This is a genomic window from Stenotrophomonas sp. OVS01A, assembly GCF_019969775.1.
Lineage (GTDB): Bacteria > Pseudomonadota > Gammaproteobacteria > Xanthomonadales > Xanthomonadaceae > Stenotrophomonas > Stenotrophomonas indicatrix.
Window position 1 is genome coordinate 1 of record NZ_JAHXYV010000013.1, and the last position, 1,161, is coordinate 1,161.

Genomic DNA, 1,161 nt, shown 5'->3' on the forward strand with positions numbered 1-1,161 from the left:
ACGGGCACGGTAGTGCCGGCCGCTGGCCGGCAGCCTCAGGAGCAACGCCCTCTGGTGCGCTCAGGCGGGGATCGATCCGCCTTGAGCGTCACGCATACGGGCGTTGAGAATCACCAGCATCTTCCGCATCACCGCCACGATGGCCACTTTGCCTTCCTTGCCCCGCGCTCGCAGCGACTGGTAAAAGTCCCGCAGGCGAGGTTCATGCCGCATGGCCGACATGCTGGCCATGTAGAGCACCTGACGGATCTCAGCCCTGCCGCCATGGATGCTTCGTTTGCCACGCATGGTCCCGCTGTCATGGGACATCGGTGCCACACCGACCAGGCTGGCGACGGCCTTGCCACTGATCTTGCCCAGCTCGGGAAGATAGCTGGCCAACACGGCCTGCAGGCCCGGGCCAACACCTTTCATCGACTTCAGGACAGCCAGTTGAGGCTGCTTGGAAACCTGTTCGGAAATCCGCTTTCCCAAACGTTCCACCGTTCTCTGCAAGCAAGTGATGTTGGCCTGAAGCAGTCGGCGTAATTCACGATTACCCACCATTTCCTGCTGCTGCCGCGCGACGGTCAGCGCGTGCATCGCCTGTCGGCGTGCCCGCACGAAGTCACGCATTTCCCGCTGCCAAGGCTCCAGTGGCTGATAGGAACGCAGCTTCACCAGCGCGGCCATCTTGGCCAAGGCATAGGCGTCCAAGCGGTCGGTCTTGGCCATGTGGCCAAGCCCCTGGGCCAGTTTCCGCGCCCGCAGGGCATTGGCGCGGACCACCGGATGACCAGCGTTGTGCAGGAAGTCCAGCACAGGCTGTTCGTAGCCACCAGTGGCCTCCAGCACGATCTGGACGGCCGGATGCCCTTGCAGCCAGAGGTCCAATTCAGCAAAGCCGGAGCGGCTATTGCTGACCTGCAGGGTCTTTCCGTCTGTCGTGCCAACGTCCAGCTGGCGCTTGCTGACATCAATCCCGATCCCGTTCATCACCGGACTCCGTATAGTCTGGAAGGGTCGAGAGCTCCCCCGCTTGCCCAGTCTTATCACTGCGAGTGTCAGCTCCAGCAACTGTTCGGGCGGATCAAGGGAGATTCCGGCGTGGGCGCCAAGCTCCATGGCGATCGTCGAGATCCAGGCTTACACGGCGGCCCACGCCGGCTCTCGACACCTACG

1 protein-coding gene is annotated in these 1,161 nt (G+C 62.9%); it reads right to left on the minus strand.

What is annotated here, in order from left to right; all coding sequences use genetic code 11:
* Nucleotides 1–60: 60 nt before the first annotated feature.
* Entirely contained in the window at nucleotides 61–975 is a 915-nt protein-coding gene (locus LC407_RS20790; RefSeq protein ID WP_117310880.1) for an IS110 family transposase, read from the minus strand.
* Between the last annotated feature and the right edge of the window lie 186 nt (nucleotides 976–1,161).

What these genes read in the sequence shown, in the direction of transcription:
- LC407_RS20790 (WP_117310880.1), bottom strand. Translation starts at nt 975, where the DNA reads ATGAACGGGATCGGGATTGATGTCAGCAAGCGCCAGCTGGACGTTGGC.